This is a genomic window from Kribbella sp. NPDC004536 (assembly GCF_042873835.1).
Classification (GTDB): Bacteria; Actinomycetota; Actinomycetes; order Propionibacteriales; family Kribbellaceae; genus Kribbella.
This window is the reverse complement of sequence record NZ_JBIALY010000004.1, coordinates 377,261-402,260: the sequence shown is the minus strand read 5'-3', so window position 1 is coordinate 402,260 and position 25,000 is coordinate 377,261. Positions and strand designations below refer to the sequence as shown.

Genomic DNA, 25,000 nt, shown 5'->3' with positions numbered 1-25,000 from the left:
ACACTCCGATCTCGGTCAGCTGACACCCGTTATGTGTCACCTCCACGAGAAAGGTTCCCGCTCAGCCCCCGTACTTGAGCAGACGCGGCGTCCAGAGACCCAGAGCGAGAACTGTGGCGGCGAGGAGTACGGCACTCACCAACGTGGTGCTGTTGACACCGTAGCGGTCCGCGAAGGCGCCGAGGGCGAGCGAGGCAACGGGCATGACTCCGATAGCCAGCTCTTGGACGCCCAGCGCGCGACCGTGCAGCGCAGGGGGCGTGGTCATCAGCAGGAGGGTCGTCTGGAGTACGCCGAACGGCGCCGTCAGCAGGCCGATCCCGGCCATGAGCACGAACGCCGCCGGGACGTTGCGAGCACCCGCGGCCACGGCGAACAGCGCCCACAGCGTGCCCCAGATCACCGTGCCCACGACGAACACCCCGCCCTTGAACCGGAAGTCGCCGAGCCAGGCGATCACCAGCGAGCCGACGAGCCCGCCGACGCCCGCGCAGGTCAGCAGCCCTCCCAGGCCGGCTGCGTTCAGCCCGAAGGACTCCTGCGCGAAGATCGGCATGAACGACTGGGCGACCGGCCACAACATCGTGTTCGCCGCCAGCGTGATCAGCAGCACCGTCGACGTCAGCCGGTTCCGCGCGAGGTCGCGGAGACCGCTCGTCACCATCCGTACCGCCGACCCGGTGTGCTCGCGGGCCACCCGTCCGTACGCACGCAGCGGCAGCAACGTGACGAGCGAGATCGCGTACCAGAACGTCGACACCCACAACGCCGCCGGTGCGCCGAGACCGGTGATCATCAGCCCGCCGATCGCGGGGCCGATCACCTGGGTCATGTTCAGCGCCATCGAGTTCAGCGCGTTCGCGTTGCTGATGTTCGCCCGACCGACCAGGTCCATCACCAGCGACGCCCGCGCCGGCTGCGACGGGGACTGCGCGAGCCCGATCGCGAATCCACCGACGACCAGCACCCAGTACGTCGCTTTGCCGATTGACGCGAGCGTGGCCACGGTACTGACCGCGACCAGCGCCCACGACGCCGCGATGATCAGCAGCCGGACCCGGTCGTGCCGGTCCGCGAACGCTCCCGCGAACGGCCCGAGTAGCAGCGGCGCCAGCCGCACGGCGGTGTACACCGCGACCAGGAATTCCGAGTGCGTCGTCTCGTACGCGAGCCACCCGAGCACCAGCGTCTGCGTCCATACCCCGCCGAAGAAGAACAGGTTCGAGAACCAGAACAGGCGGAACGACCGGTTGTCCCGCAGCGAGCCGAGCGTCCGCCCGACGACCGTTGCCGTACTCACACCTGGAGTTCGCCGTCGCGGACGACGACCTGGCCACCGGCGACCACGACTTCCCGGCGCGGCGCGCGGACCAGTACGTCCGGCGCGTTCTCCGCGTCCAGCAGTACGACGTCGGCGCGAGCGCCGACCGTGAGGCCGTGGTTGTCGCGGTGGACGAACGCGGCGCCGTACGTCGTCGCGAGCTCGATCGCGTACGTCAGGTCCTCGTCGGTGCGCAGCCCGTGCAGCCGGGCGAACCCGCGGGCGATCTGCAGCAGGTCACCGTCACCGTACGGCGACCACAGATCGCGGATGCCGTCCGTACCGAGGCCGATCGGCACGCCCGTGGCGCGCATCTCGCGGAACGGCAGCGGGGCCGACGTCGGCGGGGCGACCGTGGTCCAGGACATTCCGGCCTCGGCAAGCAGTTGCACGAGGTCGGACCGTCGCGCCGGCTCCAGCTCCCCGAGCGCGAACCCGTGCGAGACGTTCACCTTGCCCTGCAGGCCGGCCTGGATCGTGCGCTCGGCGATCAGCTCGTACTGGAACGCGCCGAGATCGCCGTGGTCGTGCAGGTGCAGGTCGATCCCGACCCCGCGGCGGGCCGCGATCTCGAACAGCGCGTCCAGCTGCCCGACCGGGTCACGGTCGATCGTCGCCGGGTCCAGGCCGCCGATGCTGGTCGCACCTTCGGTCGCGGCCTTGTCCAGCAGCTCGAGTACGCCGGGACGCCGCAGTACCCCGTCCTGCGGGAACGCGACCAGCTCCACCTCGACCGCGCCGTTCAGATCGGCGGCCGCCTCCAGTACGTTGGCGATCCCGCGCAGCCCGACGCCCAGGTCGACGTCGACGTGTGTCCGGGTGGCCGTCGTACCGTGCCGGAGGAACTCCCGCAGCACCGCCTTCGCGCCGCCGACGCTCGGGATGCCGTACTTGTCCCGTTCCGCGCGCTCGTGGGCGATCCGGCCCTGGGTGGTCGGCTGTCCGCCGTACGACACCCACTTCTGGCCCCACCAGCTCTTGTCCACATGCGCGTGTGCGTTCACGAACCCGGGCAGCGCGAGCAGTCCGCGGCCGTCGACCCGCTCGTCCGCCGCGCCGCCGCTCCCGGTCGGGGAGAGGTCGGAGATGACACCGTCGACGATCGTCACGTCAACCGCGTCGCCGCCCCACGGGCGCACGTCGGCAAGCAGCAGAGAGGTCATGACCCGAATGGTATACCAAAATCCCGGGGCTGGATCAGGTGGGGCTGCGGAGGTTGCGGAGGGTTTGTTGTGCTTGTGCCAGGTGGTCGGCGGCCAGTTGTTCGGCGAGGGGTACGTCGCGGTTGGCGATCGCGGTGAACAGTTCGCGGTGTTGCTGGGCGACGCCGAGCAGGTCGTCGTGTTGGGTGAGCAGCCAGCGGAGCCGGCTGCGGAGGGGGCGTTCGATCTCCATCAGTAGTTCGTTCGACGCGAGCTCGGTGACCTGCTCGTGGAAGTCGGCCGCCTTCCGCCGCGCCAGCACCGCGTTGCCTGCCTTCGCGGCGGCCAGGTGTTCGTCGAGCGTTGCCTGCAGGCGGTCCAGGCCGTCCCGGGTCCGGCGTTCGGCCGCCAACCGGAAGGTCAGCGGTTCGAACGCGGTCCGTACCTCGATCAGGTCCGCGATGTCGGAGTCCGTGAACGTCCGCACCACCGCCCACGACCGCGGCCGCAACGTCACCAGCCCCTCGCCGACGAGCGCCTTGAGCGCCTCCCGCACCGGCACCCGGCTGACGTCCAGAGCCGTCGCCAGCTCACGCTCGACGAGCCGCTCGCCAGGTGCGCGAACACCGTCGAGGATCTCCTCGCGCAACTGCCGCGTCACCCGTTCGGTCTCCGACTCCCGACTCTCCACCCACAACCTCTCTCCGGATCTGGTATCCCATTATCACGCTAGCTCGCGGACTTCTCCTTGATCAGGTCCTCGACGGCCTTCGGGATGGTGGTTTCGAAGTCGAGCAGCTTCGCCCAGGTCAGGGTCACGCGGATGACGACCATCTCGTCGTACAGGGCCTTCACGCCTTCGGCCCAGGCCGGGTACTGGTCGTCGGTCATCACCTTGTGGCCGGCGGTCAGGTAGCCCTCGGGTACGCCGGGGACCAACTCGACCGCGGCGGTACCGCGGAGCAGCAGCACCTTGGGTGGGAACGCGCCGGTGTCGATGGTGAGCGCGACCTTCGGGTTCTTCCGGAGCGCGGCGACCTTGGCTGCCTTCGGTACGGTCGCGATCACGATCTCGTCGTCCTCGACCCAGAACCCGATCGGGACCACTCGCGGGTCTCCGTCCAGGCCGTCGTAGGCGAACCGGGCCGGCTCGTTGCCGTTCAGGAGTGCCTGGGAGTACGGCTTGGCGAGGATCTCGGCGATCTGCTGCTTGTTCATGACTCTTTCCCATCTTCTAGCGGGTGGCTTCTCATCAGGGGGACGGAGCCGGTCACGGGTTCTCGACATCGATAGGTTGGCGAATCGTGGAAAGTTTTGAATTCGGTCCGGGGAAAGTCCAGCTGTTCGACGACGGTGCAGTCGCGCGGGTGCTGCACCCGGACGGCCGCCGCCTGCTGCTGGACGACGGCGTACTGCACGACAGCCTGCATGCCTGGGGCAAGGGTTTCGTGATCACCGACCGTGGGTCGTACCGCTTCGACAACCCGGCGTACACGCGTTGGCGGAGCACCGGCATCGACCTGATGTACCAGCTCGGCGACCTCGAGCTGCGGGTCGGCCGCCGTTTCGGGGAGCACTGGACCGAGACGTACGAGCTCCGCAACACCGGCTCCACCCCGGTCGAGCTCGGATCGGTCGCGGTCAGTACGCCGTACCGCGACGTCTACACGTCCAGCCGGGAGAGCCTGACCGGCTCGGTGCACGCGCATGTCTGGACGGGCGGTGCCGACGCCTGGGTCTGGGCGGTACCGATGGACGGCAGTGGCCCTGGCCTCGGGCTGCAGCTGAAGGAGGGCGAGCTGTGGGCGTACTCCGTCGAGTCCCGCGAGCCCGGTACCAGTAGCAACGTCCGCGGGCACATCTACCTCCACGTGACCGACCACGCCCGGTCGCCGCACGCTCTCGGCGGCCAGCCGGTTGTCACGCTGGCGCCAGGTGCGACCTACCGCTGGACCTGGCAGCTGGACTGGTACGACGATGTGACCGCGTTCGATCGCGAACCGTATGCGGATCGACTCGCGGCCGAGGTGAACGAGTCGATCCAGCTGCACGACGGGCGCGAGATCACCAGCTCCGAGCCCGGCCTGCAGTACGTCTCGTCGACCGACGGCCGGTCCCGCTTCGCCGTACTTTTCCACGATCCGCTGCGGGTGATCGCCGAGCGCCGGGTGCGGTTCATCCTCGACCACCAACGCCGCCCCGAGCTCGCGGGGAGCCGGCAGTACGCGTTCGTGCCGTACGACAACGACAGCGGTCTGACCGTACTGGCGAGCGCCTGGCGTGACTGGTCCGACGCCCGCGAGCGCGTCGGCATGGCCCTGCTGCTGCAGGAGGTTCGCGACCGCGGCTGGGGCGACCGCGCCGAGCTGGACGAGGCGCTGGCCGGGTACGAGCAGTTCGTCCGGGAGCATCTGCTCGACGACGAGGGCACGATCCAGGACGACAGCATCCACCAGAACGCCGTCCGGCTGTACAACTTCCCGTGGTTCGCGCGCTTCCTGCTCGGCCAGGGCGACCGCGACGGCGCGACCCGCATCCTGAACCGCTACTACGAACTGGGCGGCGACCACTTCCTCGCGTTCGACCTCGGCCCGCTGCTCAGTGAACTCGGCCTGCACGAGCACCTGGTCCGGCACGCGCAGACCTTCGTCCAGTACGGCGACGAGCTGCCGCCGCACGAGGTGAACTACGAACAGTCGATGGTCGCGCCACTGCTCGAACTACTCGCGGCGGCCTACCGCACCGGCAAGATCGACGGCGCGGAACTGACCCGCCGCCTGCCGTGGCTGACCGCGTTCGCGGGCGAGCAGCCCGATGTGCGGCTCCGGCACGTCCCGATCCGGCACTGGGACGGCTACTGGTTCGGCCGGTTGCGGCTGTGGGGCGATGTCTTCCCGCACTATTGGTCCGCCCTGAGCGCCGTCGTGTACGGCGCCTGGCCGCGCGAACTGGTGACGCCGTCGCAGGCGGCCTGGTTGGACCGTGCCGAGGAAGCGATCCTGAGGGCGAACCTGGTCAGCTTCGCACCGGACGGATCGGCGACGTGTGCATTCGTCTACCCGAGCTGCGTGAACGGCCAGCCCGCCCACGTCGCCGATCCGATCGCCAACGACCAGGACTGGGCCCTGGTCTACGCGCTGCGCCGACTCAACTGACCAGCCGACTCAACTGACTCAACTGACTCAACTGGCCAGCCGGCTCAGCTGACCAGCCGACTGGTCTGACCAGTTCACTGAGCTGACCAGTCTGCTCAGCCGATCAGGGCGGCGTTCTGCCGTTCGAGTGCCTTGACCGCGCCGTCGGTCCAGCTCGGCGCGAGCATCGCGGACAGCGCGTCCGGGAAGATCTCCTCGTCCCCGGCCGCGACACCGTCGAAGATCGCCCGCGCGACCGACTCCGGTGACGCCTTCGGTACGTCGAGGTCCCGCGACATGTCGGTGTCGGTCGGACCAGTGAGCACGGCGTGCACGTGGACACCCTGCGGTGCGAGCAGCGCCCGCTGCGCCTGGGTGAGCGAGAACGCCGCCGCCTTGGAGATCGAGTACGCCGGAATGATCGGCAACGACGCGAGCGCCGCCACCGACAGGACGTTCACGATCGCGCCGCGCGACGCGATCAGCTGGGGCAGGAACGCCGTCGTGACGGCGAGCGGCCCGAAGAGGTTCACGGCCAGGTGCTGTTCGAGCAGCGCCCGGTCGCTGAGGTTGTCGTACGCCGCGAGGCCGGCGTTGTTGACCAGGACGTCGAGCGACTCGACGGTCTTCGCCGCCGCCTCGATCTGCGCCTGATCGGTGACGTCCAGGTCGAGGTACGTCACGCGGGAGTCCCGGTGCGTGAGCGGAGTCCGCGTACCGGCGTACACGTGTTCCGCGCCCTGGCGCAGGGCTTCCTCGACGAGTGCTTTTCCGATGCCTCGGTTGGTTCCTGTGATCAGGACGTTCTGCATGGTGCTTCTCCGTTCGGACTGTCGCAGTGCTTGCACAGAGGACAGACCGCGCGGACCTGGTGAACTGGTCGGACCAGTACCGATCAATTCGGCCGCGTCCCGGTGTCAGCAACGGTGTAGGGAGAATGGAGACGGAGGTGTCTGATGCCGGACGAACTGCTGCAGCGGGCCCGCGAAGGTGACCGGGACGCGTTCGCGGCACTGGTCGAGCCGCACCGCGTGGAGCTGCAACTGCACTGCTACCGGATGCTCGGGTCGTTGCAGGACGCCGAGGACGCGCTGCAGGAGGCGTTGCTGTCGGCATGGATCGGACTGAGTGGCTTCGAGGGCCGGTCGTCGGTGCGGACCTGGCTCTACCGCATCACCACGAACCGCTGCCTGAACGTCCTGCGGTCGTCGTCGCGCCGCCCGCAGAACGCCGTACCGCTGCCAGTTCCGGCGCCGGAGCCGTCGCGCTCGGGTGAGGTGCTCTGGCTGCAGCCGTACCCCGACAACCTGCTCGACGGGTTGCCGGATCGGCTGCCGGGGCCCGAGGCGCGATACGAGTCGCGGGAGGCGATCTCGTTGGCGTTCGTGACCGCGGTGCAGTTGCTGTCGCCGAACCAGCGCGCGGTGCTGCTGCTGCGCGACGTACTCGGTTATCGGGCCAGTGAGACCGCGGAGCTGCTCGGGCTAACCGAGGCGGCGGTCAACAGTGCGCTCGCCCGTGCGCGCGTGACGATCGCGGGCAATGTGCCGGTCAGTGTGCCGGTCACCGCGGACGAGCAGGAGTTGACCGAGCGGTTCGTGGCCGCGTTCACCGCGCAGGACGTCGACGCCCTGGTCGCGTTGATGACCAGTGACGCGTGGGTACGGATGCCGCCGCTGCCGTTCGAGTACCAAGGTCAGGAGGCGGCGCACCGGTTCTTCACCGCACTGGCCGCGCACCGGCGGGAGATCGCCGCGATGGTGCCGGTGCGCGCGAACGGGCAGCCGGCCTGGGGCGAGTACATGCGCGATCCGGTCACCGGCGGCCTGCACCTGATCGGGGTGCTCGTGATCGGCCTGTCCGGTGACCGGATCGACGAGATCGTGCACTTCGAGACCGCGGTAGCGCCGTACTTCGGGCTGCCGCGGACTCTGTCAGAGCCGGGGGAGTAGCTCGCGCAACTGGTCCATCAGGTAGTCGTGCACGCTCGTCCCGTACGAGATCCGGGTCGCGCCCGCCTCGGCGAGCTCGGCCGGCCCGGGTCCACCGGTCTTCGCATGCCCGTTGATCGGCCCGCCGACCCGTTCGGCCACCTGGGCCAGCTGGTCGAGCGGGGCGAGGATCGGGTACACGCAGTCGGCGCCTGCCCGCCTGTACTCGCGTCCGCGGCGTACGGCTTCACCGACCGGGTCGTCGACCGGCCGGATGAACGTGTCGACGCGGGCGTTGACGACCAGCTCGGCACCCGCGGCCGCGCGTACTTCGGCCAGGTAGTCCGCCTGCCGCGCGACGTCGACGAGGGTCCCGTCGACCGAGTCCTCGAGGTTGCAGCCGACCGCGCCGGTCTCCAGCAACCGTTCCGCGAACTCCTTCGGCGGCAGGCCGTACCCGGCCTCCATGTCGGCCGTCACCGGTACGTCCACCGCGGCGGCGATCCGCTGGACGGCGGCGAACATCGTGGCGGCCGGGGTCAGCTCGCCGTCGTCGTACCCGAGGACGCGGGCGACCGCCCCGCTGCTGGTGGCAACAGCGGGGAAGCCGGCGTCGGCGACGATGCGTGCGCTCACCGGGTCCCACGCGTTCGGGAGGACCAAGGGAGTGCCGCCGTGATGCAGCGCCCGGAAGAGTTCGGCCGTCATGGCTTGTAGTGGCCGGGCTCCATCTTCCCGGTGACGCCGACGCGGGTCCACATGTTGATCGTGATGATCAGCGCGATCAACTGCGCCAGGTCCTTCTCGTCGAACGCCTGCGCGGCGACGTCGTATACGTCGTCCGGTACATGGTCGACGCTGATCAGCGTGATCGCCTCGGTCAGCTGCAGCGCGGCCTTCTCCTGCTCGGTGTAGAACTTCGGCGCCTCCCGCCACACCGGGAGCAGCGCGATCCGCTGCTGCTGGTCCTCGCCGAGCTCGCGGAGGTCGAGCGAGTGCATGTCGGTGCAGTACGCGCACCCGTTGAGCTGCGAGGCCCGGATCCGGACCAGGTGCGCCAGCTTCGGGTCGAGCCCGTTGTCTGACACCGCGTCCAGCTCGATCATCGCCTTGTAGAAGTCCGGCACCAGATTGGCGAGCTTGACCCGCCGCGTCGTTGTCGTTGTCATGGCTTCAATCTAGGCGGGCACCGGCCCAGGTGTATGGTCCACTTCTATGGCAGAACAACGGGCCAATTCGACCGGCGCGGATCTGCACCTGGAGCTCGGCGCGACCCGGGGCCGGGGCGATCTGGTGCGGGCGCTGCACGAGTCGATCCGGAGCGGCCGGCTGGCCGCCGGCACCCGGCTGCCGTCGTCGCGGTCGTTGGCGAAGGACCTCGGGATCGCCCGGAACACGATCGCGGACGCGTACGGGCAACTGGTCGCGGAGGGCTGGCTGACCGCGCGACAGGGCTCCGGTACGGTCGTCGCGGACCGGGCCGTGGTGCCGCCCACGCCCACGGTTTCGTTGCCGGAGGCCCGTAGTTTCCGGTACGACCTGACGCCGGGCGCACCGGACGTGGCGACGTTCCCGCGGACCGAATGGCTGGCCGCGGCGCGGAAGGCGCTGACGCTCGCGCCGAACGAGGCGTTCGGGCTCGGCGATCCGCGCGGCCGGATCGAGCTGCGCCGGCAGCTGGCCGACTACCTGGCGCGGGCGCGCGGCGTCCGGGCCGACCCGGAGCGGATCCTGATCTGCTCCGGGTACGTCCAGGCGCTGAGTCTGCTGAGCGAGGCGATCAAGACGCTCGGCGGTACGACGATCGCGGTCGAGGAGTTCGGGTACGGCCTGCACCGGGACGTGATCCGGGCGCGCGGGCTGTCGGCGGCCGCCGTACCGGTCGACTCCTTGGGGGCGGTGACCTCGGCGCTGACCGGGCAGGGGGTGTTGCTGACGCCGGCGCACCAGATGCCGACCGGCGTACCGCTCGCACCGGAACGCCGTACCGCCGCCGTCGAATGGGCGCGGGAGACCGGCGCGGTGCTGATCGAGGACGACTACGACGGCGAGTTCCGCTACGACCGGCAGGCCGTCGGCGCGCTGCAAGCCCTCGACCCGGAGCGCGTCGTCTACACCGGCACCGCGAGCAAGAGCCTCGCGCCGGGGCTACGGCTGGCGTGGATGGTCCTGCCCCAACGCCTGATCGAACCGGTGGTCGCCGCCAAACGTACCGCCGACTTCCAGACCGCCACCCTCGAACAGTTGGTCCTCGCCGAATTCATTGCCTCCGGCCACTACGACCGCCACGTCCGCCGCTCCCGCCTGCACTACCGCCGCCGCCGCGACCGCCTGGTCGAACTCCTCGCCGTCCGCGCCCCCGAGGTAGAAGTCGCCGGCATCTCCGCGGGCATGCACGTACTCCTCGACGTCCCCGCCGACGCCGAAGACATCGTCACCCGAGCAGCCCGCCAAGGCCTGGGCCTGGCCACCCTCACGACGTACCACTTCAACCCAACCCCAGCCACCCGCCAAGCAGTAATAGTCGGCTACGGCACCCCACCCACCCACGCCTACCCCGGCGCCCTAGACCTCCTCTGCCAAGTCCTAGGCGTCTAACCCCCACCCCCGCCCCACCGGACGGGCCCCGCCCCAGCCGCCCCCGCCAGCCGGCCCCGCACAGCCGGCCCTGCCGTGCCCCCGCCAGGCCAGGCCCGGTCCGCCCGGCGCCGCCCCCGCACCGCCCCGCACCGTCCCCGGGGCGCCTCTCGTGCCGCACGCTGTGCCGACGTCGCGCACCGGCGGCCCCACCGGCCGCGCCGCGCGCCACCCCGCGCCGCGCGCCACCCCGCGCACCGCACTGTCCTGCGCGCCACCCCGCGCACCGCCCCCGCACCGCCCCGCACCGTCCCCGGGGCGCCTCCCGTGCCGCACACTGTGCCGACCCCGCGCACCGGCGGCCCCACCGGCCGCGCCGCGCGCCACCCCGCGCGCCGCCCTGTCCTGCGCGCTGCCCCGCCAGCGGGCTGGCTGGTGGTTCTCGGCGCTTTTCGGAACTTTTCGTCGCTGGGTGCAGAGTAAGTTCCGCAAAGGGCCGCGCAGCTCTGGGACAGCCGAACGCGAGCGATCGGCTGTCCTCAGGCCCCACGCGGCAGCAACACCGATGTATGCGGCCCCCGCCTCGACCCAGTCGTCCACGAACTCCGCCGGTCCGGCGCCGTCGCCCACCCAGGTGCGGGCAACCGCGGCGCACGCGTTGCGCCGCCGCTTGCCGCTTGCCGCCTGTCTCGCTGTCGTCTCGCGTGGCCGTGCTGCCGGCCGGGGCTACCTGCTGGTTCTTGGCGTTTTTCGGAGCTTTTTCGTCGCTGGGCGCCGAGTAAGTTCCGCAAAGAGCCGTGCGGTTACAGGACGGCTGCGGTGAGGGAGCGGATGTCGGTTGGGCCTACTCGGCAGCAACCGCCGACGTACGTCGCCCCAGCTTCGATCCAGTCGCGCACGAACTGCACGGGCCCCGCGCCGTCGCCTAGCCAGGTGCGGGTGGTTGGGTTCCAGGTCTCGCCGCGGTTGGGGTAGGCGATGGCGGGTTTGGCTGTGGTCGCGACTGCGGTTCGGACGGCGGGTAGGACGTCCTCGGGTTTGCAGCAGTTGATGCCGATGGCAATTACCTGGGGGACTGCGGCGGGGATCGCGAAGGCGTCGGTGAGGGGTTGGCCGGCGCGGGTGTGGAGGCCTTCGATCGAGTAGGAGAACCAGGCGGGGAGGTCGAGTTCGGCCAACAGGCCGACCAGGACCTCGGCCTCGTCGGCGTCGGGGATGGTTTCGACGGCGAGCAGGTCCGGGCCGGCGGCGGCGAGGAGTTCCAGGCGCGGGCCGTGGAAGTCACGGAGTACCTGCGCGCTCACGCCGTACCTCCCGCGATACTCCGATCCATCCGCAAGCATCGCCCCGTACGGCCCAACAGACGCGGCCACCAGACGGCGCAGCGGTCCCTGGCTGGACCGGGCGTCGAGGGTGCGGTCCGGTCCGTCGTCCGGCCGGGGGTTCGGTTGGGTGTCGAGCTGGTCGCGGACGTCGCGCGCGATGTGGACGCTGGCGGCGATCAGGCGTTCGGCTTCGGTGCGGGAGACGCCGGCTCGTTCGAAGCCCACCACGCTGGCCTGGTAGCTCGCGGTGGTGGCGACCATCGCGCCGGCTTCGTAGTACGCGCGGTGTACGGCGGCGATTTCCGACGGGGCGTCGCGGAGCAGCCGGGCGGACCACAGCGCGTCGGACAGGTCGTGGCCGCGGTCCTCCAGGGCGTTCGACAGACCGCCGTCGAGGATGACCACGCGGCCGTCGACGGGCGTGGGGTCAGACGGTGTGGGCAAGGTGCAGGACCTCGTCGGCGCAGCCCCAGGAGAGGGTGACCCCGGAGCCGCCGTGGCCGTAGCAGTGGATGATCGGTTCGCCGGAACGGGTGCGGACGAGCTCGCAGCGGATCGCCGGCCGGGCGGGGCGGAGGCCGACGCGTTGGCGGATGATCTTCGCCCTGCGGAGCTGGGGGACCAGTTCGGCGGCGCGGTCGAGGATCTGCGTGGTGGTCTGCGGGTCGACCGTCAGGTTCCAGTCGCCGGGTTGGCTGGTACCGCCGACGATGACGTCGTTCGGGCGCGGGATCACGTACGTCAGCTCGTCCGGCGAACGGTCCGCGAGCAGCCAGTCGGTCAGCCCGCACGGTTCGACGGTCAGCACCTGCCCGCGGACCGGCGTCACGGTCGGGTCGCCCGCGGTCAGGCGGGCGCCGAGGCCGGTGCAGTTCACGACCAGGTCGGCGCCGGTCGGCAGCGCGGACAGCGCCGCGCGGGTGAGCGTTCCGCCGGCCGCTTCGAGCCGCTTCACCAACGCGGGCAGGTACGCCGGCATGTCGATCACCGGCGCGGTGAACGCCCACCCGTCGACGAAGCCTTCCGGCGGCGACCCGACCCGGGTGAGATCGGGCAGTACGTCGGCCCAGCGCGGGTCGGGCGTACGTTCGGTCAGGAACTCGCGCCCGTGCCGCAGCTCCACCGCCGGTTCGACCTCGGCGAGCTTGGCGAACTCTTCGTATGTCGTCCGCGACCAGCCGGCCACCCGGTCCTCCGGCGCCGACAGGTACGGGTACCAGAGCGCGGCCGCCACCGAGGACGTCGTCTCCAGCGGCAGGTCCCGGGCGAACACCGCCACCTCGAACCCACTCTCGGCGAGCCGGATCGCACAACTCAACCCGATCACGCCCGCACCCACCACGATCACGCGCATTCACAGATTGTTACGCGTCAACCCGAATCACGCCACCGCCACGAATCCCCAGCCCATCACAATCGCCCGATCCGGGGCACCCGCCGCCGGGTCCCCGTGGGTGGAACGCATTGCGATGGCGTGGGGGTCCGGATCTGTGGCACTGATCAAGTGCGCTGTCAGTGGCCGGGTCCGGACTCAGGTCAGACCAGAACCTAATCGCTGACGCCGCGGCTCAGGAAGACCATTGCGATGAACGTCCGGTAGAGCTGTAACGGATCCTCGTTGCGGAGGGCAACGACGCGGTCCTCGCGGCGTTCCACTCCGCGTAGTGCGCACGCCAGCTCGGCGAAGGCGCGGTTGTGGAACCGTACGGTCAGCTCGGCCGGCAGTGTGATGCTCGGCAGCCTGATGTCGCTCGACCGGGCGACGGCGCGGCGCGCGCCGTCGTGGATCAGCTCGCGCGCGCGTTCGGGGTGCACCGACAGCGCGGCGTTGTGCGAGACCGACTCCTTCACCACGACCGACTCGATGTCCGGACAGAACGGCTGTGCCTCGTCGATCGTCGTGCGGTCGCCGGAGATCAGTACGACCGGCACCTGGCAGGCGAGCGCGACGAGCGCGTTGATCCCGGCCTCGCCGGTGATCGCGCCGTTCAGCCGTACCTCGGCGATGGCGCGCGGGTTGTACGTGTGTGGCAGTACGGACCCGGTTGCGCCGGCCGAACCGTGGTACGAGACGAAGAACGCGGCGTCGAACGAGCTGTCCAGGCCCTGCATCATGTACAGCGGTTTGTGCTTGCCGGACAGGTAACTCGCGCGGCCGTGCAGTTCGTCCGGGAGCAGGTTCTGCATCGTGGAGTGCGAGTCGTTGACCAGGAACTCGGTCCCGCCCGCGGCCAGCGCGCCGTCGATCGCGGCGTTCACTTCGGCCTGCAGTTGGCGCCGGTAGTACTCGTACTCCGTGGTGGGTCCGCGGGCCTGCCCCCAGTCGACGACGCCCGCCGTACCTTCCATGTCGGTGGAAAGGAAGACCTTCATCACCGCACCATACAAGGCCGCTTCGGGTCGAACCTCCAGTCCTCGATCAGGTACTGCATCGCGATCGCGTCGTCGCGGGCGCCGAGGCCGTGCTCCAGGTAGAGCTCGTGCGCGGCGGCCAGCGCGTCCCGGTCGAGTTCGACGCCGAGGCCGGGTGCGGTCGGTACGGCGATGTGGCCGTCGGTGATCCGCAGCGGGTTCTTGGTCAGTGCCTGGCCGTCCTGCCAGATCCAGTGCGTGTCGAGCGCGGTGATCTCGCCGGGCGCCGCGGCGCCGACGTGGGTGAACATCGCGAGCGAGATGTCGAAGTGGTTGTTCGAGTGCGAACCCCAGGTCAGGCCGAAGTCGTTGCACAGTTGGGCGACGCGCACCGACCCGGCCATGGTCCAGAAGTGCGGGTCGGCGAGCGGGATGTCGACGGCGTCGGTGCGGATCGCGTGCGCGAGCTCGCGCCAGTCGGTGGCGATCATGTTGGTCGCGGTGCGGAGTCCGGTACGCCGTTTGAACTCGGCCATCACTTCACGCCCGGAGAACACACCCTCGGCGCCGCACGGGTCTTCTACGTATGCGAGTACGTCGTCCAGTCCCGCGCAGACAGCCACGGCCTCCCGCAACAACCAGGCGCCGTTGGGATCCACGGTGATCCGGGCGTCGGGGAACCGCTCGTGCAAGGCTCGTACGGCGTCGATCTCCACATGCGGGTCGAACACGCCGCCCTTCAGTTTGAAGTCCTTGAATCCGTACCGCTCCTGAGCCGCCACCGCCAGTTCTACCACAGCATCAGCTGTCAACGCAGGCTGCCGCCGGATCTGTTCCCACCCGTCACCAACCTCGGCCTGGTAGGGCAGATCCGTTCGCGCCACATCACCGACGTAGAACAAGTAACCCAGTACTGGGACCTCGGTGCGTTGCTGCCCTTCGCCCAGTAATTCGGCGACTGGTACGCCGAGGTGTTGGCCGAGGAGGTCGAGCAGCGCCGACTCGAGCCCGGTGACGGCATGCACCGTCGTACGGAGGTCGAATGTTTGTAGTCCGCGGCCACCGCTGTCGAGGCCTTCGAATGTTCTGGAGATGGTGTGCAGCACACTTCTGTACCGGGCTAGGGGTTGGCCTACGACCTGCGCGGCGGCGGTGCGGATGGTTTGGGCGATCTTTTCGCCGCCGGGGACCTCGCCTAGGCCGATGTTGCCGGTGCTGTCGGTGACGATCACGATGTTGCGGGTGAAGAACGGGCCGTGTGCGCCGCTGAGGTTCAGCAGCATGCTGTCGTGCCCGGCGACCGGCACGACCTCCACCGACGCGACCCTCGGCGTCATGACACCTTCCCGATCAGCTCGGACAGCAAGGCAACCTCGTCAGCGGTCAGGTCCTGCAACGGCGGCCGCACAGGTCCGGCGTGACGCCCGATCGCGTTCACCCCGGCCTTCACGATCGACACGGCGTACCCCTTCGTCCGATCGCGGATGTCCAGATAGGGCAGGACGAACTCGTTCAGCTTCCGGTAGACCGAGACCCGGTCCTGCGCCAGCACATCCGCATAGAACCCCAACGCGAACTCCGGTACGAAGTTGAAGATCGCCGACGAGTACGTGCTGTACCCGAGCTGCAGCAACGGCAACGCGAACGTCTCCGCCGTCGGCAGCCCGCCCACGTACGTCAACCGCTCGCCGACGCGCGCGTACGTCCGTGTCATCTGCTCCACGTTCCCGACCCCGTCCTTGAAACACACGAGGTTCGCGTTCCGGTCCGCGAGTTCGGCCACCGTCACGTCGCTGAGCACCGCGTTCGCCCGGCTGTAGACCGTGACGCCCAGACTCGTACTGCGGCACACCGCCGACACATGCTCGATCAATCCACGCTGCCCGGCCTCCGTCAGGTACGGCGGGAACAACAGGATCCCGTCCGCGCCCGCAGCCTCCGCCGCGCGCGCCCCCTCGATCGCGGACGCCGTACCACCGGTCGCAGGCGCGATCACCGGGACGCGTCCACCGACCTCGGACACAGCCGCCCGTACGACCGCGTCGATCTCCGAAGGCGTCAACGAGAAGCCCTCGCCGGTACCACCCGCGGCGAACAGGCCCGCGACGTCGTACTGGCTCAACCACGACAGGTGTTCGCGGTACGCCGCCTCGTTGAAGCTGAGGTCGTCGTGGAACGCGGTGACGGGAAACGAGAGCAGCCCGGTCTTGAGCTGCGCGGCGAGTTCGATGGGGGAGTACACGGAGCTCAGCGTAGGAACCGGCGTGAATACCTGTCCAAGATCGTTTTTGGATCTACTGATGCTCTGAGAGCATCGCCAGCACTCGCCGTAACACCGCGCTGGTGTTGTCGCGCCGCCAGATCGCGTGCAGCTCGACGAGATCGTCGGGTCCGTCGAGGTCGCAGTACGTCACGCCCTCGACGCCCAGGCTGCGGGCCGATGCCGGGACCAGGGCGACGCCGCGCCCGGCCGCGACCAGCAGGATCACAGTGAGGATCTGCTGCACCCGCTGCTCGATCCGCGGCTGCGACGCGGCCAGGAACCGGACGGTCAGCTCGTGGAAGTACCGTGCCTGGGTCGGCGAGTAGCTGATCACGTGCTCGCCGGCGAAGTCCGCCGCGGTCAGGGGCCGGCCGAGCGACCCGAGCCGATGGTTGCCGGGGACAACGGCACACAACGGCTCCCGGAACACCACGCGGGATTCCAGTACGTCCGGATCGAACGGTGGCCGCCCGAGCCCGAGGTCCAGCTCGCCGCGCAGCAATCCGTCGAGCTGCGCGGGCGTGACCCGCTCGTGCAGGATCACGTCGACGTCCGGCAACTCCTCAGACAGCCGGCGCAGCAACGGCCCCAACGTACGGATCGCCGACGTCGCGGTGAACCCGAGCCGCAACGTGCCCGCGACCCCTTGATCCACGCGCCGCGCGAGATCACCCGCGGTTTCGACCAACGCGAGCAACCGTCGCGCCTCGACGAGGAAGGCCCTCCCCGCCTCGGTCAGCTCGACCTTGCGGTTGTCCCGTTCCAGCAGCCGCACCCCGACGGCCCGTTCGAGTTTCTGCACCTGCCGGCTCAACGGCGGCTGGGTCATGTTCAGCCGATCGGCGGCCCGGCCGAAGTGCAGTTCCTCGGCGACCGCGACGAACGCACTCAGCTGGTCGAGCGAGAACATGATTCCCGAAAGGTATCACTCGCTGCCGGATCGACCTTCGACGTGCATCAAGCGCTGCCTGGTGTTCGCGAGGTGCACCCGCGCCGCGGCCCGGGCCGCTTCCGGATCGGCACGTTCGATCGCGGCGTGGATGTTCTCGTGCTCGTGCACGACCCGGGTCAGGTGGTCCGGGTCGGACATCTCGTACGCCGGGTCGAGCCGGGTCCGCGGCAACATGATCATCATCGGGCCGAGTTCGCTGATCAGGTCGCCGTAGAACCGGTTGCCCGAAGCAACGGCTACCTTGAGGTGGAACGCGAAGTCCGCCTCGACCGAACGCGCCGGATCGTCACCGACCCGGCGGAACTCGTCGAGGGCGCGCGCGATCCCCTTCAGCTGATGGGCGGTACGCCGGACCGCCGCCAGCCCGGCCGCCTCGCTCTCCACGCCGATCCGGAAGTCCATCAGGTCGAGGACGTCGCGGTGCGACCGGACCGCGCGCAGCCCCGGCGTACGGTCCGGAACCTCGAGTACGAACGAGCCGCGGCCCTGGAACGTCTCCACCAGCCCGGCCGCCTGCAACCGCGACACCGCCTCGCGGACGACGGTCCGGCTGACCCCGAACTCCTCGACCAGACTGTTCTCACCCGGCAACTTCGCACCGGGCGCGATCTCGCCGTTGAGGATCCGCTGCTTCAGATCCTCCACGATCTGGTGCGCAAGATTGCTCACGTGAACTCGCAGCCGTCGACGGTCCAGCGCGCGCACTGCTCGCTGGTGGTGAAGCCGAGGCCGGGGCGGTCCGGGACCAGCATCCGCCCGCCGACCGTCTCCAGACGCTCGTTGAACAAGGGATTCAGCCACTCGAAGTGCTCTACCCACGGCTCCCGTGGGTACGCCGCCGCGAGGTGCAGGTGGATCTCCATCGCGAAGTGCGGCGCGAGTTGCAGACCGTTGTGGTCGGCAAGCGTCGCCAGCTTCAGGAACGGCGTGATGCCGCCGATCCGCGGCGCGTCCGGCTGGATGACGTCGGCTGCCCGGGCCTCGATCAGCCGGACGTGTTCGCCGACGCTGGACAGCATCTCGCCGGTCGCGATCGGGGTGTCCAGCGCGCGAGCCAGCTCCGCGTGCCCGACGGCGTCGTACGCGTCCAGCGGCTCCTCGATCCACACCAGGCCGAACTGCTCCAGTACGCGCCCGATCCGCAATGCCGTCGGCCGGTCCCACTGCTGGTTGGCGTCGACCATCAGCGGTACGTCGTCGCCCAGGTGTTCGCGGACCGCCCGGACGCGCTCGAGGTCGATCCGCGGATCGGGTTGCCCCACCTTGAGCTTGATACCGCCGATCCCGTCCGCGAGCGATTTCGAGGCGCGCTCCTGCACCTCCTCGATCGGCGCGTGCAGGAACCCGCCGGAGGTGTTGTACGTGCGGACCGAGTCGCGGTAGGCGCCGAGCAGTTTGGCCAATGGGAGGCCGGCGCGCTTCGCCTTCAGGTCCCACAGTGCGATGTCGATCGCGGCGATCGCCTGCGTCGCGACACCGGACCGCCCGACGGAAGCGCCGGCCCAGAGCAGCTTGTCGTACACCTTGGCGATGTCCGACGGGTCCTCGCCGATCAGGTTCGCGGCGATCTCCTTCGCGTGCGCGTACTGTGCCGGGCCGCCGGCGCGCTTGGAGTAGCTGAACCCGATCCCGTGCCGGTCCTGCTCGGTCGCGATCTCCGCGAACAGGAACACCACCTCGGTCATCGGCCGCTGCCGCCCGGTCAGCACCTTCGCGTCGCTGACCGGCCGCTCCAGCGGCAACACCACCGACGACAACCGCACCTGCCGGATCCGGTCCATGGCAGGTGATCGTACAAGTACTCAACTTGTCCGACAAGACATCCGGTTGACATTGCCGTAACACCAGGTGACCGAACCGGAAATACGAACCGGCAAAGCTGTTGCCGCCGACAACGCCGTCGTGCGCCCGTCTGCCGCCAGCTGGGGAAGGAAGCAGCCACATGGACGCGTCGGAGAAGTTGCGCCGGGTATTCGAGGATCTCGACCGGGACGGTAACGGCAGGATCTGGGCCTGGGAGTTGCTCAGGAAGGTGGGCCAGGCCGGCATCGATCCGTTCGAATCGCGGGTACGGTCCGCGCTGGACGGTGCCCGCGACGCCGACGGTCAGCCGCTGCAGACGGGGCCCGACCAGCAGCCGGTACAGATCGACTACCCCGAGTTCATCCGGATCGCGCAGCACGGCGACGGGGTGATCGGCCGGGCCCTGAACGGCGAGTTGGCAGTTTCCCCCGCCGACTGGGCGCAGCTCTGCGCGGGTGCCAAGCAGATCTACGAGGACCTGCTTGCGAACTTGGACGGCGAGAACGCCCAATACATCGCGACGCTGCGGGACGCGAATCCGAACCAGTTCGGCGTCGCGATCTGCAGCGCGGACGGCCAGCTCTACAAGCTCGGTGACTGCGACGTACCGTTCAGCGTCCAGTCGACGTCGAAGCCGTTCACCTACGCGATGGCGCTCGAGGAGCTGGGTTCGGCCGAGGTGGACCGGTGGATCGGAACGGAGCAGAGCGGCGGAACTTTCAACGACCCGATGCGGTCGTTCGATCCGAACAGCAAGCCGCACAACGGGATGATCAACGCCGGAGCCATCGGGGCGGGCGCGCTGGTGGGCTCGGGGAAGGCACAGAGCGAACGGTTCCACCTGGTCAAGGAGACGTGGACCGCGATGATGGGGAAGGCGCCGGGCTTCGACAACGAGACGTTCCTGGCCGAGGACGAGACCGGGGACGGGAACCGTCAGCTGGCCTTTGCGATGGCGGCCAGAGGCCGGCTGAAGGGCGCCGGCGGGCTGACGAGCACAGCGGCGGCAGTTGAGTGGTACCACCGGCTCTGCTCACAGGAGGTCGACGCGGCGCGGTTGGCTGCCGCCGGAGCCACGCTCGCGAACGGCGGTGTCGCGCCGTACTCGGGCAAGCGGGTGTTCTCCCACGACACCACCAGGCGGGTCCTGTCGGTGATGCAACACAGCGGCATGTACGACGGGTCCGGCGAATTCGCCCACCAGGTCGGCCTGCCCGCAAAGAGTGGCGTATCCGGCAACGTGATGCTGATCCTGCCCGACCAGAAATGCAGCGTGGTGGTTTTCTCGCCGCCGCTCAACGAGGTCGGCAACTCGGTGCGCGGCGTCGAGTTCGCCAAGCGGCTGGTGAACGACTTCAACCTCCACCCGTACGACCGGCGGACCCTGGAACGCACCCGCACCACCGAGGCCGACCGCCCGCGCAACGAGGCTGACATCAAGGCCCACACGGCTCGGCAGATCGCCGCCGCCCTCTCCGGAATGGCCAGTGTGGGTTCCAATGGCCCCGCCGCGCTCGGCGGTGCCCCGGATGCCGCCGCGGCGATGAAGGCGAAGGGATCGCAGCAAACCGGCCCGCAGCTCTGACGACGAAACAGCCCCCGTCGAAGGACGGGGGCTGTGTTCGTGGTGCTACTACTCGACGGTGACCGACTTGGCCAGGTTACGGGGCTTGTCGACGTCGTGGCCGAGGGCAACGGCTGCGTAGTACGCGATGATCTGCAGCGGGATCGTGAGCAGGATCGGGTCGAGCTCCGGCTCGTTCTTCGGTACGACGATCTTCGCCGCGACTCCGTCCGGTACCTCGACGCCCGGGTGCGTGACGACGTACAGCGGGCCGGACCGCGCGCCGATCTCGTGCAGCGCACCGATGTTCCGGTCGAGCAGCTCGTCGTCGGGGACGATCGCGACGCTCGGCACGTCCGGCGAGATCAGCGCGAGCGGGCCGTGCTTCAGCTCCGAGGTCTGGTACGCCTCGGCGTGCCGGTACGAGATCTCCTTGAGCTTCTGCGCACCCTCGCGGGCCACCGGATAACCGCGGGTACGACCAACGAAGAACAGCGACTCGTGCTGCGCGAGCCGGCCGGCGATCTTGGCTAGCTCCTCCTCTTGCGCGACGATCGCGGCGATGTGCTCGGGCAGCTTCTTCAGGCCCTCGATCAGCCGCCGGCCGTCGGCGGGAGAGACGTCCCGGATCCGGCCGAGGTGGATGCCGAGCATCGCGAACCCGACCGCCATGTTGGTCAGCGCCTTGGTCGACGCGACCGACACCTCCGGGCCGGCGTGCAGGTACACGCCGCCGTCGACCTCACGGGCGATGCTCGAACCGACCGCGTTCACCAGACCGATGACGCGCCCGCCCTTGCGCTTCAGCTCCTGGACGGCGACGAGCGTGTCGAGCGTCTCGCCCGACTGCGACACCGCGACGTACAGCGTGTCCCGCTCGACCACCGGGTTGCGGTACCGGAACTCCGAGGCCGGCTCCGCGTCGGCGGGGATCCGCGCGACCTCCTCGATGAACTGCGCGCCCATCTGGCCGGCGTAGTACGCCGAACCGCAGCCGAGGATCTTGACCCGCTTGATCTCCCGCGCCTCGCGGGCGTCCATGTTCAGGCCGCCGAGGTGCACGGTGTGGAAGCGCTCGTCCAGCCGGCCCCGGATCACCCGGCCGACCGCGTCCGGCTGCTCGTGGATCTCCTTCATCATGAAGTGCTCGTGCAGCCCGCGTTCGAACTCCTCGGCCTCCCACTCGACCGTCTTCTCGGTCTTCGTGGTCGGCGAGGCGTCCTGGGTGAACGTGCGGTACCCGTCGGCGCGGACGGTGGCCAGCTCGCCGTCGTCCAAATACACGACCTGGCGGGTGTAGCGGATCAGCGCGGCCGCGTCGGAGGCGATGTGCATCTCGCCGTCGCCGATGCCGAGGATCAGCGGGCTGCCGTTGCGGGCGACCACGATCCGGTCCGGGAAGTCCAGGTCGATCACCGCGATGCCGTACGTGCCCTCGATCCGGCGCAGCGCGGCCATCACCTTCTCCTCGAGGGTGCCGCCGTCGGCCTGCTCGATCAGGTGCGCGAGCACCTCGGTGTCGGTCTCCGAGCGCAGCTTGACGCCGGCGTCCTCGAGCTGGGCGCGGATCGCCGCGGCGTTGTCGAAGATGCCGTTGTGCACGACCGCGATCCGCTCGTTGCCGCTGGCGTGCGGGTGCGCGTTGTCCTTGCTCGGGCCGCCGTGGGTGGCCCACCGGGTGTGGCCGATGCCGAGCTTGCCGCCGAACCGCTTGGGCAGCGACGCCTCCAGTTCACGGACCCGGCCGGCGTCCTTGTGCACCTTGAGTTCGCTGGACCCGAGGACGGCGACGCCCGCCGAGTCGTAGCCGCGGTACTCCAGGCGGGCCAGTCCGTCCACGAGGATGGGGGCGGCCGGCTTGGTGCCGACGTACCCGACGATTCCGCACATGTAGTGGGTGCCTTTCGGAAGGGTTTGGTGCCGGTCAGCCGTAGACGATCCGTCGTAGCTGCCGGGCGGAGAGTTCGGGCGAGCGGACCGGCCAGTGCCGGAGCTCGGTGCCGAGCCGGGCGAAGATCTCGTCGTTGCGGGCACCGTAGGTCTGCAGCTCACGGTGCCGGCGCCGGACGTACTCCTCGGTCGTCTCGGTGAAGTAGGCCAGTACGTCGGCGACCACGCGCCGCGCGACATCCGCCGACAGTCCGGTCGTCCGGCTGACCTGGTCGGCCAGCTCGTCCACCGGCTCCACAGCCGCCGCCTCACTGATCACTCGACCACCATGCAGTGTTTCAGAGGTCACTGCAAACCTTCTGCCCGAAATCGGGCAAATTTACTGCTTTGTCAGGATCTAGAAGAGCCGGAGTACGTCGGATTCCATGCCGCGGAGGGCGTCGTAGTCGACGGTCAGGCACTCCAGGCCGCGGTCGGTGGCCAGGAACTGGGCCTGCGGCTTGATCAGCTGGGCGGCGAAGATGCCGCGGACCGGGGCGAGCAGCGGGTCGCGGTTCAGCAGTTCGACGTACCGGGTGAGCTGCTCGACGCCGTCGATCTCGCCGCGGCGCTTGATCTCCACCGCGACGTGCCTGCCGTCGGCGTCGCGGAGCAGCAGGTCGACCGGGCCGATCGCGGTCGGGTACTCCCGCCGTACCAGCGTCCAGCCGTCGCCGAAGGTGTGCACGTGCTCGGCGAGCAGCTCCTGCAGGTGCGCCTCGACGCCGTCCTTGATCAGCCCGGGGTCCTGCCCGAGCTCGTACGCGGTGTCGCTGTGCACCTCCTCGAGCGTGATCCGGAGCTCCTCACCAGCCTTGTTGGTGACGCTCCAGACGTTGTCCTCCTCGACCAGCTTGCACGGCGGAGACATCCAGTTCAGCGGCTTGTACGACCCGCCGTCGGCGTGGATCAGCACCGACCCGTCCGCCTTCACCATCAGCAGCCGCGGCGCCATCGGCAGATGAGCCGTCAGCCGCCCCGAGTAGTCCACAGAACACGTAGCAATCACCAAGCGCACGAGAAAGCACCGTAGTGCACGCGGGGCCCGAGGTGGGAAGGTGGTGAGCATGATGCCGAAGGTGAGCGACGAGGCGGTTGCGGCGTACGACGCGGTGGCGGCCGGGCTGGAGGCTGCCGGGGTGGTGCGCGGGAGCATGTTCGGGATGCCGTGCCTGAAGATCGGCAAGAAGGTGGTCGCGGGGATGTTCGGGGACGCGATGACGTTCAAGCTGCCGCCGGAGACGCTGGCCAAGGCGCTCGCGCTGGAGGGTGTGGAGCAGTTCGATCCGGGTATGGGTAGGCCGATGAAGGAGTGGGTGAAGATCCCGCTCAGCCGGTCCGACGTCTGGCCGGAGTACGCCGCCGACGCCTTGGAGTACGTCGCCCGATGAATCTCATGTGTCCTGCGCGGATCCTGCTGCTGCCTGGTGATGTTCAGGACGCGGAGGTCGGTGAGCGGGTGGCGCAGGTGTACGCGGGCCCGTTCGAGGCCGCGGCCGGGTCGAGCCTTGCGGAGCACCTCGGCGTCCGGCTGACCGTCGTACCCGAGCTGACCCAGCGACCGGACGCGGAACTGCAGGCGATCGCGGACCTGCACCGTGGCGAGACCGTCGTCGTACTCGGGCTGGACCTCGGCCTGAAACTCCCCGCCGTCGTCGAGCACACCGGCGACGGGTGGATCCGGATCGCCTCCGACAACGAGGTCACGCTGGCCGCGTACGAACAGGCCCCGGACAAGTTCCGCGACACGATCCCCAAGGATCCGAACAACGCCTTGATCGATCTGCTCGCCGGGCGTGTCGCACCGGGTGCACAGGTGTTGGAGCTCGGCAGCGGTACCGGACGGGACGCCCTCGAGCTGGAGCGCCGCGGTTACCGGGTACGCCGTACCGACGCGACCCAGGCGTTCGTCGACATGATGCGCGCCGACGGGTACGCCGCCGACCGGCTGAACGCGATCACCGACGACTACGGCGGACCGTACGACGCCGTGTACGCGAGTGCGGTGTTCCTGCACTTCGATCGCGCCGAGCTGACCGCCGTACTGCGGAAGTCGGCCCGCTGCGCGCCCGTACTCGCCTTCGCGACCCGTGAGGGCAAGGGGGAGGAGTGGTCGAACCGGCACCTCGACCTCCCGCGACACTTCGTGCTCTGGCAGGAGGATCCGTTGCGCGAGTTGCTCACGGCCACGGGCTGGGCCGTCGACGAGTTGACGCGGACCGACTCCAAGATCGGGTCCTGGTTCCAGATCCTGGCGTCGCGGTCGTGATCCGGGCCGGTGTGGTGCTGCTGACGAACGACGGGCTCGCGGCGATCGAGCGGATCCGGGACGGGCGGACGTACCACGTACTGCCCGGTGGTCAAGTGGAGGACGGCGAGAGTCCCGCGGAGGCGGCCCGGCGCGAGGTGCACGAGGAGCTCGGGCTGCTGGTGAAGATCCGCAACGCGGTCGCGGTCGTGCACTTCGGGGACAGTACGCAGCACTACTTCACCGCGGACGTGATCGGCGGCGAGTTCGGTACCGGCGACGGGCCGGAGCTCGCGCTCGGTGGTTACCGTCCTGTCTGGCTGCCGCTCGGGGAGCTCATCGCGCGAGACCTGAGGCCCCGCCCGATCGCAGCCGCGCTCGAGGGAGCCCCGGACCCGTGGTGGCTGCTCGACGGCTGGTCCGTCACGCCGGTGGTGCTCGACGAGCCGGTGTGAAGTT

General features: G+C 69.4%; 25 protein-coding genes. 7 read left to right on the top strand and 18 right to left on the bottom strand.

The features are described from left to right. Window positions 1-61: 61 nt before the first annotated feature. From ACFYRU_RS35140 to ACFYRU_RS35125, 4 genes are read right to left on the bottom strand one after another with little or no spacing between them, the layout of a single operon-like run. A complete protein-coding gene (locus ACFYRU_RS35140; RefSeq protein WP_387667038.1) occupies window positions 62-1,300 on the bottom strand; it encodes an MFS transporter in 1,239 nt (412 codons plus the stop codon). Continuing rightward, window positions 1,297-2,484 carry an amidohydrolase gene (locus ACFYRU_RS35135; RefSeq protein ID WP_387667035.1) on the bottom strand — a complete coding sequence of 396 codons (1,188 nt, stop codon included), beginning with the start codon at window positions 2,482-2,484 and terminating at the stop codon, window positions 1,297-1,299. The genes ACFYRU_RS35140 and ACFYRU_RS35135 overlap by 4 nt, the downstream gene beginning before the upstream one ends. Before the next feature lie 34 nt (window positions 2,485-2,518). Next, window positions 2,519-3,154: a GntR family transcriptional regulator gene (locus tag ACFYRU_RS35130; protein ID WP_387667032.1), complete on the bottom strand. Its 636-nt coding sequence runs from the start codon at window positions 3,152-3,154 to the stop codon at window positions 2,519-2,521. A 38-nt stretch (window positions 3,155-3,192) separates the two neighbouring features. Further along, the gene (locus ACFYRU_RS35125; protein ID WP_387667030.1) at window positions 3,193-3,681 is read right to left on the bottom strand and encodes a pyridoxamine 5'-phosphate oxidase family protein; all 489 of its coding nucleotides are present in this window, start codon (window positions 3,679-3,681) and stop codon (window positions 3,193-3,195) included. Between the two features lie 86 nt (window positions 3,682-3,767). Between ACFYRU_RS35125 and ACFYRU_RS35120 the strand changes: the two genes are divergently transcribed. Further along, window positions 3,768-5,618, top strand: a complete 1,851-nt coding sequence (locus ACFYRU_RS35120; protein ID WP_387667027.1) for a hypothetical protein — start codon at window positions 3,768-3,770, stop codon at window positions 5,616-5,618. A gap of 95 nt (window positions 5,619-5,713) precedes the next feature. Here ACFYRU_RS35120 and ACFYRU_RS35115 read toward each other — a convergent pair whose 3' ends face one another. Then, window positions 5,714-6,409 carry an SDR family NAD(P)-dependent oxidoreductase gene (locus tag ACFYRU_RS35115; RefSeq protein ID WP_387667024.1) on the bottom strand — a complete coding sequence of 232 codons (696 nt, stop codon included), beginning with the start codon at window positions 6,407-6,409 and terminating at the stop codon, window positions 5,714-5,716. A 144-nt stretch (window positions 6,410-6,553) separates the two neighbouring features. Between ACFYRU_RS35115 and ACFYRU_RS35110 the strand changes: the two genes are divergently transcribed. Then, window positions 6,554-7,549 (top strand): sigma-70 family RNA polymerase sigma factor, encoded by a 996-nt coding sequence (locus ACFYRU_RS35110; protein ID WP_387667021.1) that lies wholly within the window; start codon window positions 6,554-6,556, stop codon window positions 7,547-7,549. Here the strand turns inward: ACFYRU_RS35110 and ACFYRU_RS35105 are convergent. Then, complete coding sequence (locus ACFYRU_RS35105; RefSeq protein ID WP_387667019.1) at window positions 7,532-8,236, bottom strand: isocitrate lyase/phosphoenolpyruvate mutase family protein; 705 nt, start codon at window positions 8,234-8,236, stop codon at window positions 7,532-7,534. The genes ACFYRU_RS35110 and ACFYRU_RS35105 overlap by 18 nt on opposite strands. Beyond that, on the bottom strand, window positions 8,233-8,697 hold the full coding sequence (locus tag ACFYRU_RS35100) for a carboxymuconolactone decarboxylase family protein (RefSeq protein ID WP_387667017.1): 465 nt from the start codon (window positions 8,695-8,697) through the stop codon (window positions 8,233-8,235). Before ACFYRU_RS35100 ends, ACFYRU_RS35105 begins: the two co-directional genes overlap by 4 nt. Before the next feature lie 46 nt (window positions 8,698-8,743). Here ACFYRU_RS35100 and ACFYRU_RS35095 point away from each other — a divergent pair, with 46 nt between their 5' ends. After that, window positions 8,744-10,126, top strand: coding sequence for a PLP-dependent aminotransferase family protein (locus ACFYRU_RS35095; RefSeq protein WP_387667015.1), 1,383 nt, complete (start codon window positions 8,744-8,746; stop codon window positions 10,124-10,126). Window positions 10,127-10,908: 782 nt separating this feature from the next. Here ACFYRU_RS35095 and mmuM read toward each other — a convergent pair. The 8 genes from mmuM to ACFYRU_RS35055 form a co-directional block, all read right to left on the bottom strand. Continuing rightward, window positions 10,909-11,874, bottom strand: a complete 966-nt coding sequence (gene mmuM / locus ACFYRU_RS35090) for a homocysteine S-methyltransferase (protein WP_387667013.1) — start codon at window positions 11,872-11,874, stop codon at window positions 10,909-10,911. Beyond that, window positions 11,858-12,784 (bottom strand): FAD-dependent oxidoreductase, encoded by a 927-nt coding sequence (locus tag ACFYRU_RS35085; protein ID WP_387667010.1) that lies wholly within the window; start codon window positions 12,782-12,784, stop codon window positions 11,858-11,860. The genes mmuM and ACFYRU_RS35085 overlap by 17 nt, the downstream gene beginning before the upstream one ends. 194 nt (window positions 12,785-12,978) lie before the next feature. Then, a complete protein-coding gene (locus ACFYRU_RS35080) occupies window positions 12,979-13,803 on the bottom strand; it encodes a M55 family metallopeptidase (protein ID WP_387667007.1) in 825 nt (274 codons plus the stop codon). Continuing rightward, entirely contained in the window at window positions 13,803-15,119 is a 1,317-nt protein-coding gene (locus tag ACFYRU_RS35075; protein WP_387667005.1) for an enolase C-terminal domain-like protein, read from the bottom strand. Before ACFYRU_RS35075 ends, ACFYRU_RS35080 begins: the two co-directional genes overlap by 1 nt. After that, window positions 15,116-16,024: a 5-dehydro-4-deoxyglucarate dehydratase gene (kdgD, locus tag ACFYRU_RS35070; RefSeq protein ID WP_387667002.1), complete on the bottom strand. Its 909-nt coding sequence runs from the start codon at window positions 16,022-16,024 to the stop codon at window positions 15,116-15,118. Before kdgD ends, ACFYRU_RS35075 begins: the two co-directional genes overlap by 4 nt. A gap of 52 nt (window positions 16,025-16,076) precedes the next feature. Further along, window positions 16,077-16,955, bottom strand: coding sequence for a LysR family transcriptional regulator (locus ACFYRU_RS35065; RefSeq protein WP_387666999.1), 879 nt, complete (start codon window positions 16,953-16,955; stop codon window positions 16,077-16,079). A 15-nt stretch (window positions 16,956-16,970) separates the two neighbouring features. Further along, complete coding sequence (locus ACFYRU_RS35060) at window positions 16,971-17,666, bottom strand: FadR/GntR family transcriptional regulator (protein WP_387666996.1); 696 nt, start codon at window positions 17,664-17,666, stop codon at window positions 16,971-16,973. Further along, on the bottom strand, window positions 17,663-18,778 hold the full coding sequence (locus ACFYRU_RS35055) for a mandelate racemase/muconate lactonizing enzyme family protein (RefSeq protein ID WP_387666993.1): 1,116 nt from the start codon (window positions 18,776-18,778) through the stop codon (window positions 17,663-17,665). Before ACFYRU_RS35055 ends, ACFYRU_RS35060 begins: the two co-directional genes overlap by 4 nt. Before the next feature lie 161 nt (window positions 18,779-18,939). On the opposite strand from ACFYRU_RS35055, the gene glsA reads away from it, so the two are divergent. Continuing rightward, window positions 18,940-20,385 (top strand): glutaminase A, encoded by a 1,446-nt coding sequence (glsA, locus tag ACFYRU_RS35050; RefSeq protein ID WP_387666991.1) that lies wholly within the window; start codon window positions 18,940-18,942, stop codon window positions 20,383-20,385. A gap of 48 nt (window positions 20,386-20,433) precedes the next feature. On the opposite strand, the gene glmS is transcribed toward glsA, so the two are convergent. The 3 genes from glmS to nucS all read right to left on the bottom strand — a co-directional run bounded on the left by glmS (window position 20,434) and on the right by nucS (window position 23,311). Next, a complete protein-coding gene (gene glmS, locus ACFYRU_RS35045) occupies window positions 20,434-22,254 on the bottom strand; it encodes a glutamine--fructose-6-phosphate transaminase (isomerizing) (protein WP_387666988.1) in 1,821 nt (606 codons plus the stop codon). Between the two features lie 34 nt (window positions 22,255-22,288). Beyond that, on the bottom strand, window positions 22,289-22,570 hold the full coding sequence (locus ACFYRU_RS35040) for a hypothetical protein (protein WP_131292007.1): 282 nt from the start codon (window positions 22,568-22,570) through the stop codon (window positions 22,289-22,291). Window positions 22,571-22,651: 81 nt separating this feature from the next. Continuing rightward, window positions 22,652-23,311, bottom strand: coding sequence for an endonuclease NucS (gene nucS / locus ACFYRU_RS35035; protein WP_387666985.1), 660 nt, complete (start codon window positions 23,309-23,311; stop codon window positions 22,652-22,654). A gap of 49 nt (window positions 23,312-23,360) precedes the next feature. Between nucS and ACFYRU_RS35030 the strand changes: the two genes are divergently transcribed. The 3 genes from ACFYRU_RS35030 to ACFYRU_RS35020 are packed head-to-tail and all read left to right on the top strand — an operon-like array spanning window position 23,361 to window position 24,996. After that, entirely contained in the window at window positions 23,361-23,684 is a 324-nt protein-coding gene (locus ACFYRU_RS35030; protein ID WP_387666982.1) for a hypothetical protein, read from the top strand. Then, window positions 23,681-24,562, top strand: coding sequence for a class I SAM-dependent methyltransferase (locus ACFYRU_RS35025; protein WP_387666979.1), 882 nt, complete (start codon window positions 23,681-23,683; stop codon window positions 24,560-24,562). The genes ACFYRU_RS35030 and ACFYRU_RS35025 overlap by 4 nt, the downstream gene beginning before the upstream one ends. Then, window positions 24,559-24,996 carry an NUDIX domain-containing protein gene (locus ACFYRU_RS35020; RefSeq protein ID WP_387666976.1) on the top strand — a complete coding sequence of 146 codons (438 nt, stop codon included), beginning with the start codon at window positions 24,559-24,561 and terminating at the stop codon, window positions 24,994-24,996. Before ACFYRU_RS35025 ends, ACFYRU_RS35020 begins: the two co-directional genes overlap by 4 nt. The last annotated feature ends 4 nt before the right edge of the window (window positions 24,997-25,000 follow it).

Bases quoted from the DNA above. Each gene is read 5' to 3' on its own strand.
- ACFYRU_RS35100 (WP_387667017.1), bottom strand. From the start codon at position 8,697: ATGACAACGACAACGACGCGGCGGGTCAAGCTCGCCAATCTGGTGCCG.
- ACFYRU_RS35105 (WP_387667019.1), bottom strand. From the start codon at position 8,236: ATGACGGCCGAACTCTTCCGGGCGCTGCATCACGGCGGCACTCCCTTG.
- ACFYRU_RS35135 (WP_387667035.1), bottom strand. From the start codon at position 2,484: ATGACCTCTCTGCTGCTTGCCGACGTGCGCCCGTGGGGCGGCGACGCG.
- glsA (WP_387666991.1), top strand. From the start codon at position 18,940: ATGGACGCGTCGGAGAAGTTGCGCCGGGTATTCGAGGATCTCGACCGG.
- ACFYRU_RS35065 (WP_387666999.1), bottom strand. From the start codon at position 16,955: ATGTTCTCGCTCGACCAGCTGAGTGCGTTCGTCGCGGTCGCCGAGGAA.
- ACFYRU_RS35025 (WP_387666979.1), top strand. From the start codon at position 23,681: ATGAATCTCATGTGTCCTGCGCGGATCCTGCTGCTGCCTGGTGATGTT.
- ACFYRU_RS35115 (WP_387667024.1), bottom strand. From the start codon at position 6,409: ATGCAGAACGTCCTGATCACAGGAACCAACCGAGGCATCGGAAAAGCA.
- ACFYRU_RS35125 (WP_387667030.1), bottom strand. From the start codon at position 3,681: ATGAACAAGCAGCAGATCGCCGAGATCCTCGCCAAGCCGTACTCCCAG.
- ACFYRU_RS35110 (WP_387667021.1), top strand. From the start codon at position 6,554: ATGCCGGACGAACTGCTGCAGCGGGCCCGCGAAGGTGACCGGGACGCG.
- ACFYRU_RS35030 (WP_387666982.1), top strand. From the start codon at position 23,361: ATGATGCCGAAGGTGAGCGACGAGGCGGTTGCGGCGTACGACGCGGTG.
- ACFYRU_RS35080 (WP_387667007.1), bottom strand. From the start codon at position 13,803: ATGAAGGTCTTCCTTTCCACCGACATGGAAGGTACGGCGGGCGTCGTC.
- ACFYRU_RS35055 (WP_387666993.1), bottom strand. From the start codon at position 18,778: ATGGACCGGATCCGGCAGGTGCGGTTGTCGTCGGTGGTGTTGCCGCTG.
- ACFYRU_RS35085 (WP_387667010.1), bottom strand. From the start codon at position 12,784: ATGCGCGTGATCGTGGTGGGTGCGGGCGTGATCGGGTTGAGTTGTGCG.
- ACFYRU_RS35095 (WP_387667015.1), top strand. From the start codon at position 8,744: ATGGCAGAACAACGGGCCAATTCGACCGGCGCGGATCTGCACCTGGAG.
- ACFYRU_RS35075 (WP_387667005.1), bottom strand. From the start codon at position 15,119: ATGACGCCGAGGGTCGCGTCGGTGGAGGTCGTGCCGGTCGCCGGGCAC.
- glmS (WP_387666988.1), bottom strand. From the start codon at position 22,254: ATGTGCGGAATCGTCGGGTACGTCGGCACCAAGCCGGCCGCCCCCATC.